Genomic DNA, 8056 nt, shown 5'->3' with positions numbered 1-8056 from the left:
CGTGGCAAGAGAAACGCCGGGCGATCCAGCACGCCGCGGCGCATGTGATGATCTCGCACAACTCGGCGCGCGACCTGGAGCGGCTGTTTCCCTGCGTGGCGGCGGGCAGCACGGCGGTGGCGCCTTGCGGGGTGGGCGAGGCCTTCCGCCCGGCGGAGGCAGCGGAGGTCGCGGCCTTCCGCAAGGCGCACGGGCTCGACCGGCCCTACGTGTTGATGGTCGGCGACCGCACCGGCTACCAGGGCTACAAGAACGGCCTGCTGCTGTTCCGCGCGCTCGGCCTGAGAGATCCGACGACGGGCGGCCCGGCGACACGGGACCTGACGGTGCTGTGCGTGGGCGGGGCCAAGGAGGTGGAGCCGATGTTCCGCGAGCTGGCGCCCGAGGTTCCGGTGGTGCGGCTGTCGGTGAGCGACGAGGAACTGCGGCTGGCCTACGCCGGGGCGGAGGCGCTCGCCTACCCGTCGCGCTACGAGGGCTTCGGCATGCCGGTGGTGGAGGCGATGGCCTGCGGCTGTCCGGTCATCACCTGCGCCAACTCCTCGCTGATCGAGGTGGCCGGCGACGCCGCGCTGTTCGTCGGCGAGGACGATGCCGCCGGCATGGCCGCCGCCATCGCCGCGGTCCGCGATCCGCAGCGCCGTGCCGGTCTCGTCGCCCGCGGGCTGGAGCAGGCCGCACGCTTCACCTTCGACGCCATGGCCAGGACCATGGCCGACGCCCTGACCGACGCCGCCCGCCGCATCGGCGAAGGCACCCTGCCCAAGCCGACGCCGGTCTGGAACGAGGTGAAGCGGCTGCTGGTCGAGAAGCAAACGCTGAATCGGGAGAACATCCAGCTCCGCGCTGAAGCCGCCGTGGCGGTCAGGACGGCGGGTCCAGGTGACGAATCGTCGCTTTCCGCACCATCACCCGGAAATGATACCGTGCCCGAACTCAAGCTGGAACTGCTGCGCTGCCAGAGTGCCCTGGCGACCACGCGCGAGGCGCTGGAGTCGATTCAAAACAGCCCGTTCTGGCTTCTGCGCCGGATGGTTCTCGGCGTTCTGTACCGGGCCGGGGTGCGCCGGCGCGGCTGATCGCGCGTCCCGTTTCCGTCCCTCCAGGGTGAGGGACGGAAACGGGAGAAATGGGGCAGTCCGCCGCGTAGTCCGTCGGCATCAGTAAGCGGCGTAGCTTTTCTCTTCCACGATCCGCGAATTGAACAGCTCGTTGATCCGCTTCTTCACCGCAGCCCGCTTGTCGTTGGTCTTGTAGACGGACCGGGCCAGGGCGACGAAATGCTCGTCGAAGCGCTGGTTGCGCTCGCAGTCGCGCACCGCGTCCTCAATGTCCCAGATCTGCTGGTTGACCGCCTTCAGCTCCACTTCCAAACGGGTCAGTTCGGGGGATTCCGGGACGCTCTGCCGGCGGGCCTCGTTCAGCAGCTCGATCTCGAACAGGATGTTCTTGAGCTTCGCAGGCTCCTGAATGTGTTCGGATTTGATCTGAAGAATCGTGAGCTTGTCGATCAATTCCCCGATAGCGATCTCTACGAGGGGCGGGTTAACGGTGTCTGCCATGGCCTGAACCTTTCGATTTGAGCCGCATCGGGATGCCACTCCATCGACGGCTGTTACCCTGTGACCCTCCCCCTGTCAACGATCCACGGACGACCACGAAAATGGCATGCCTTTGGTGGCACTCTCCGATTCTCCAAGCGGCGCCTCCTCTTGCCGACGGGAAAACCATTCGGGTCGGATTGACAGAACGTCTCGCAGCGGGCAGTTGAGGAAAAGCCGCCGGGCATGGGACGCCGTGCCGGGCGCGCACGGGCGACACAGCAGGCCGAAACAGGAAGGATGCACGCAGCATGTCCGACGCCACAGCCGCATCTCCCCGGGTTCTGGTGACCGGCGGGGCCGGCTACATCGGCAGCCATGTGCTTCACGCGCTGACCGACGCGGGCCTGCCTGCGGTCACCATTGACAATCTTTCCACCGGCCGGCGCGCGGCCGTGCCGGACACCGTTCCCCTGGTCGAAGGGGACATCGGGTCGGCCGACCTGCTGGAGCGGGTCATCCGCGAGCATGGGGTCGATGCGGTCATGCATTTCGCCGGCTCCATCGTCGTGCCGGAGTCGGTGGAAAAACCGCTCGCCTACTACAGGAACAACACGGCGAACAGCCTGACCCTGCTCGACACCTGCCGGCGGCTGGGCATCGGCAACCTGGTCTTCTCCTCCACCGCGGCGGTCTACGGCGCGCCGACGCGCGTGCCGATCGACGAGGACACGCCGCCCGCGCCGATCAACCCCTACGGCGCGTCCAAGCTGATGACGGAGCAGATGCTGCGCGACGCCGGGGCGGCGCACGGGCTGCGCAGCGTCATCCTGCGCTACTTCAACGTGGCCGGGGCTGATCCGGCGGGCCGCACCGGGCAGGCCACGCCGACCGCCACGCACCTCATCAAGGTCGCCTGCCAGGCCCTGCTCGGACGCCGGCCGGCGCTGTCGATCTTCGGCACGGACTACGACACGCCCGACGGGACCTGCATCCGCGACTACATCCACGTCAGCGACCTTGCCGACGCGCATGTGCTGGCGCTGCTCCATCTGCGGCGGGGCGGCGAAAGCCTGACGCTGAACTGCGGCTACGGGCACGGCGCGTCGGTCCACGAGGTCGTGCGCACGCTGGAGGAGGTCAGTGGCGAGCCGGTGCCCGCCACCCTCGCCCCCCGCCGCCCCGGCGACCCGCCCCAGCTCGTCGCCGCCGCCGACCGGATTCGCGAGCGGCTCGGTTGGGTCCCGAAGCGCGACCGATTGGACGTCATCGTCCGCGACGCGCTCGCCTGGGAACGGTCGCTGGCTCCGTGACGGGGCCGGCGGACCGCTGGGATCAGAGGCGCCAGAGATCCACGCCGTCCGGCACGTCGCCGCGGTCGAGCAGCCCCTTGACGTCCATGACCAGCCCCTGGCGTCCCTTCAGCAGGCCGGCCACGAGTTCCCAGCCTTCCGCCCGGTAGGCGGCGTGGGGGACGGCCAGCACCACCGCGTCGGCGGGCGGCAGGGCATCCCGCGCGGTCAGGGTCAGGCCGTATTCGTGGGCGACCTCCTCCGCCGAGGCCAGCGGGTCGTGCAGGGCGACCTCCGCCCCGAAGCTCATCAGCTCGGCCACGATGTCCACCACGCGGGTGTTGCGGATGTCGGGCACGTCCTCCTTAAAGGTGAGCCCCAGCACCGTCACCCGCAGCGGCCCGGCCTGCCCGGCGCTTCGGCGCAGCAGCCGCTTCACCGCCTCCTGCGCCACATACTGGCCCATGGTGTCGTTGATGCGCCGTCCGGCCAGGATGACCTCCGGGTTGTGGCCCAGCTGCTCCGCCCGGTGGGTCAGGTAGTAGGGGTCCACGCCGATGCAGTGGCCGCCGACCAGACCCGGCTGGAACTTCAGGAAATTCCACTTGGTGCCGGCGGCGGCCAGCACGTCGCGGGTGTCGATGCCCATGCGGTGGAAGATCACCGCCAGTTCGTTCATCAGGGCGATGTTGACGTCGCGCTGCGTGTTCTCGATCACCTTGGCGGCCTCCGCCACGGCGATGGAGGCGGCCTCGTGCACGCCGGCCTTCACCACGCTGCCATAGACCGCCGCGACGAGCGCCCGCGTCGCCGGGTCGGAACCGGAAACGACCTTGGTGATCGTCTCGAACCGGTGTTCCCTGTCGCCGGGATTGATGCGCTCCGGCGAGTAGCCGACCGTGAAGTCCCGCCCGTAGGTCAGGCCGGACTCGGCCTCCAGCACCGGCACGCAGTCCATCTCGGTGGCGCCGGGATAGACGGTGGATTCGTAGACCACCACGTCGCCCCGCTTCAGGTGCCGCCCGACGGTGCGGCTGGCGGCCAGCAGCGGGCGCAGGTCCGGACGCCGGGCATCGTCGATGGGGGTCGGCACCGTGACGATGTGGAAATCGGCCTTCGCCAGATCCGCAGGATCGTCGGTCAGGTGAAGCCCGGCCGCCGCCAGGTCCGCATCCGCAACCTCGCCCGTGTGGTCGTGACCGTCCCGCAGCGCGGCGATTCGGCGCGCGTCGATGTCGAAGGCGACGACGGGCGCCCCCGCCCGACCGAACGCGACGGCCACGGGCAGGCCGACATAACCGAGTCCGATCACCGAGATGCGGCGGGCGAGGGTCATGATAGCGGACTTCCTGAAGGGTATCGAAACGGAGGGAGGTCTTATACACGTTCCCTCCCCACGGGGGAGCGGGGAAGTGGCCGGATGGAGCGTAGAGCGCCGGACGGGGCGGGGTCATTTGCTTCTGGCTATGCCCATGGCTTATGAATTAATGGTTGGTTTACGGTGGTTAGCGTCTTCTTCCACTTGCATCGCACCTGCTGTTTCGGGCGCGGAAATGATATCGACGGCCGGGAGAGTTCTTTCATGCAGTTCGAGCACGTGCTGATCACCGGCGGAGCGGGGTACGTCGGCAGCTCCCTGGTTCCGCGGCTGCTGGCGGCCGGCCATCGGGTCACGGTGTACGACATCATGTATTTCGGCTCGGAGCATCTCCCGAAGGACAACCCCCGCCTGCGCGTCGTCGAGGCCGACATCCGTGACACCGCCACCTTCCGCGACGCCTGCGTCGGCGTCGACGCGGTCATCCATCTCGCCTGCATCTCCAACGACCCGAGCTTCGAGCTGGACGAGGGACTCAGCACCTCGATCAACTACGAGTGCTTCGAGCCGATGGTCGTCGCGGCCAAGGAGGCCGGTGCGCGCCGCTTCATCTACGCCTCGACCAGTTCGGTCTACGGCGTCAGCGACGCGCCGGACGTGACGGAGGACCACCCGCTGGTGCCGCTCACGCTCTACAACAAATTCAAGGGCATGTGCGAGCCGCTGCTGTTCAGGCACCAGTCCGACGGCTTCACCTGCGTGACGATCCGGCCCTCGACGGTGTGCGGCTACGCCCCGCGCCTGCGGCTCGACCTGTCGGTCAACATCCTGACCAACCACGCGGTCAACAACCGCAAGATCACCGTGTTCGGCGGCGACCAGATGCGCCCGAACATCCACATCGAGGACATGGTCGATCTCTACGTTCTCCTGCTGGAGCTGCCCGCGGAGAAGATCGCCGGAGAAACCTTCAACGCCGGCTACCGCAACATGACCATCGCCGACATCGCCGAGGTGGTCCGCCGGGTGGTGATGGAGGAGTTCCCCGAACTGGGCGAGATCGAGATCGTCCGCACGCCGTCCGACGACAAGCGCTCCTACCACGTCAACTCGGACAAGATCCGCCGCGCCCTCGGCTTCGAGCCGCACCGATCGGTGGAGGACGCGGTGCGCGACCTGTGCGCCGCCTTCAAGGCCGGCAAGATCCCGGACAGCATGACCGATGACCGCTACGTCAACGTCCGTCGCCTGAAGGCGACGGGGCAGGGTTGAGGCGATGACGACGACCGGCCCGACTTCTCCCGTCGCGGTGGTGACCGGCGGCTGCGGATTCATCGGCAGCCACATGGTGGATCTCCTGCTGTCCCGCGGCTTCCGCGTCCGCGTCATCGACAGCCTGGTGGGCGGCCGCGAGGCCAACCTGGCGCACCATGCGGGCAACCCGGACCTGTCCGTGGAGATCCGCGACATCCGCTCCGTCGAACCGGACTCGTCCCTGGTCGCCGGGGCCCGCTACCTGTTCCATTTCGCCGGAATCGGCGACATCGTCCCGTCGATCGAAAAGCCGACGGAGTACATGGACACCAACGTCATGGGCACCGTGCGGATGCTGGAGGCGGCCCGCACGGCCGGCGTGGCGAAGTTCGTCTACGCCGCCTCGTCCACATGCTACGGGCTGGCCGGGGTGCCGACGCGGGAGGACCATCCCATCGGGCCCAAATACCCCTACGGGCTCAGCAAGTACCAGGGCGAGCAGGCGGTCTTCCACTGGAACGCCGTCTACGGCCTGCCGGCCAACAGCATCCGCATCTTCAACGCCTACGGCATCCGCTCGCGAACCTCGGGCGCCTACGGGGCGGTGTTCGGCGTGTTCCTGCGCCAGAAGCTCGCCGGCACGCCCTTCACCGTGGTGGGGGACGGGACGCAGGCGCGGGATTTCGTCTATGCCAGCGACGTGGCGCGCGCCTTCCTGTGCGCGGCGGAGACGGAACGGACGGGGGAAGCCTACAACGTCGGCGGCGGCAACCCGCAGCCGGTCAACCGGCTGGTCGAGCTGCTGGGGGGTGAGACCGTTTACATTCCCAAGCGGCCGGGCGAGCCCGACTGCACCTGGGCCGATATTTCCAAGATCCGCGACCAGACCGGCTGGCAGCCGGAGATCAGCTTCGAGGAAGGCGTCGCCCGCGTCCTGGCCAACATCGACTACTGGGCCGAGGCTCCCTTGTGGACGCCGGACAGCATCCAGACGGCGACCGCGAGCTGGTTCAAGTATCTCGGTACGCCGGGGGGGACCGCGCCATGACGTTTCCGCCGTCCGCATCCGACCGGGTCATGGCGGCGGCACCCGGCCGGGCGCGCATGACCGACCTGCTGGGCGCCAAGATGAAGACGCTGGCCGATGCCGCGGCCTTCGCCGACCGCGCCCGCGCCGCCGGCGAAACGGTCGTCCTGGCGCACGGCTGCTTCGACCTGCTGCACATGGGGCATGTCCGCCATTTGCAGGAGGCGCGCAGCCACGGCACGGTGCTGATCGTGACGATCACGCCCGACCGCTTTGTGAACAAGGGGCCGAACCGCCCGGTCTTCACCGAGACGCTGCGGATGGAGATGCTGGCGTCGCTGTCCTTCGTGGACTGCGTCGCCATCAACACCGGCCCCTCCGCCGAACCGGCCATCGAGGCGATCCAACCCAACGTCTACGTCAAGGGGCAGGACTACGCCGACAGCGCGCAGGATCTCACCGGCAAGATCGTCGATGAGCGGCGCCTGGTCGAGCGGCTGGGCGGCACCATCGCCTTCACCGAGAACATCACCTTCAGCTCGACCGAACTGATCAACCGCTTCTTCAATCCCTTCGACCCGCAGGTCCGCGGCTTCCTGGACGAGCTGCGGGCGGAGGGCGGGCTGGACGAGATCCGCGACCTGATCGAAAGCGTCGCGTCGATGCGGGTGCTGGTCGTGGGCGACACGATCATCGACGAATACCGCTACGTCCAGCCGATGAGCAAGACTCCCAAGGAGAACCTCATCGCGACGCTGCACCAGTCGGGCGAGCTGTTCGCCGGCGGCGTGCTGGCGACCGCCAACCATGTGGCGAGCCTGTGCCGCGAGGTGGATGTGCTGACGGTGCTGGGCGGCGAGGACAGCCACGCCGACTTCGTCGCCGCGCACATGAAGCCGAATGTCCGGCTGCGCACCCTGATGCGCGACAAGGGTCCGACGACCCGCAAGTGCCGCTACATCGACCAGTCCTCGATGCGCAAGCTGTTCGAGGTCTACTACATGGACGACACCCCGCTCGGCGGCGCGCTCGAAGACGAGCTGGCCGGGCGGATCGCGGCGGCCGCGCGCGACTATGATCTGGTGCTGGTCAACGATTTCGGGCACGGCATGATCACCGCCCCGGTCGTCCGCGCCCTGGTGGAGAACGCGCGCTTCCTGGCGGTCAACACCCAGACCAACAGCGCGAACTTCGGCTACAACCTGATCACCAAGTACCCGCGCGCCGATTACGTCTGCATCGACGCCGCCGAAGCGCGGCTGGCCTCCGGCAGCAAGCACGACAGCGTCGAGGCGATCATCCATGACCGGCTGGCGCCGGCCATCCATTGCCCGCGCATCATCGTCACCCAGGCGTCGCGCGGCTGCACCGGCTTTGTGCATGGCGAGCCGCCCTGCGAGGTGCCGGCCCTCGCCGACCGCGTGGTGGACACGGTCGGGGCGGGCGACGCCTTCCTCGCGGTCACCGCGCCGCTCATGGCGGCCGGCGGCAAGCTGCGCCATGTCGCCTTCATCGGCAACGTGGCGGGCGCGCTGAAGGTGGGGATCGTCGGGCACCGGACATCCGTCGACAAGACGTCGCTGATCAAATCCGTTGCGTCGCTGCTGCGTTAGGAAAAGGGTCC

Annotated in this window: 7 protein-coding genes; 5 read left to right on the top strand and 2 right to left on the bottom strand. The window is 68.2% G+C overall.

The genetic code is table 11. The annotated features are described in order from the left end of the window. A partial coding sequence (locus tag JJL56_RS30515; RefSeq protein WP_200487597.1) for a glycosyltransferase family 4 protein occupies positions 1-1079 on the top strand: 1079 nt, incomplete at its 5' end. 81 nt (positions 1080-1160) lie between these two features. On the opposite strand, the gene JJL56_RS30510 is transcribed toward JJL56_RS30515, so the two are convergent. Beyond that, a complete protein-coding gene (locus JJL56_RS30510) occupies positions 1161-1562 on the bottom strand; it encodes a DUF6165 family protein (RefSeq protein WP_200487596.1) in 402 nt (133 codons plus the stop codon). 290 nt (positions 1563-1852) lie between these two features. Here JJL56_RS30510 and galE point away from each other — a divergent pair, with 290 nt between their 5' ends. Then, positions 1853-2854 (top strand): UDP-glucose 4-epimerase GalE, encoded by a 1002-nt coding sequence (gene galE, locus JJL56_RS30505; protein WP_200487595.1) that lies wholly within the window; start codon positions 1853-1855, stop codon positions 2852-2854. 22 nt (positions 2855-2876) lie between these two features. Here the strand turns inward: galE and JJL56_RS30500 are convergent, their stop codons facing one another. Continuing rightward, on the bottom strand, positions 2877-4169 hold the full coding sequence (locus JJL56_RS30500) for a nucleotide sugar dehydrogenase (protein ID WP_200487594.1): 1293 nt from the start codon (positions 4167-4169) through the stop codon (positions 2877-2879). 246 nt (positions 4170-4415) lie between these two features. Here JJL56_RS30500 and JJL56_RS30495 point away from each other — a divergent pair, with 246 nt between their 5' ends. The 3 genes from JJL56_RS30495 to JJL56_RS30485 are packed head-to-tail and all read left to right on the top strand — an operon-like array spanning position 4416 to position 8045. Further along, positions 4416-5423, top strand: coding sequence for an NAD-dependent epimerase/dehydratase family protein (locus tag JJL56_RS30495; protein WP_200487593.1), 1008 nt, complete (start codon positions 4416-4418; stop codon positions 5421-5423). A gap of 4 nt (positions 5424-5427) precedes the next feature. Next, positions 5428-6453 carry an NAD-dependent epimerase/dehydratase family protein gene (locus JJL56_RS30490; protein ID WP_200487592.1) on the top strand — a complete coding sequence of 342 codons (1026 nt, stop codon included), beginning with the start codon at positions 5428-5430 and terminating at the stop codon, positions 6451-6453. Then, on the top strand, positions 6450-8045 hold the full coding sequence (locus JJL56_RS30485; RefSeq protein WP_247891335.1) for a PfkB family carbohydrate kinase: 1596 nt from the start codon (positions 6450-6452) through the stop codon (positions 8043-8045). Before JJL56_RS30490 ends, JJL56_RS30485 begins: the two co-directional genes overlap by 4 nt. Positions 8046-8056 lie beyond the last annotated feature (11 nt).

It is taken from the genome of Azospirillum aestuarii (genome assembly GCF_016632405.1).
Lineage (GTDB): Bacteria > Pseudomonadota > Alphaproteobacteria > Azospirillales > Azospirillaceae > Azospirillum > Azospirillum aestuarii.
This window is presented reverse-complemented; position numbering and strand designations above follow the sequence as displayed.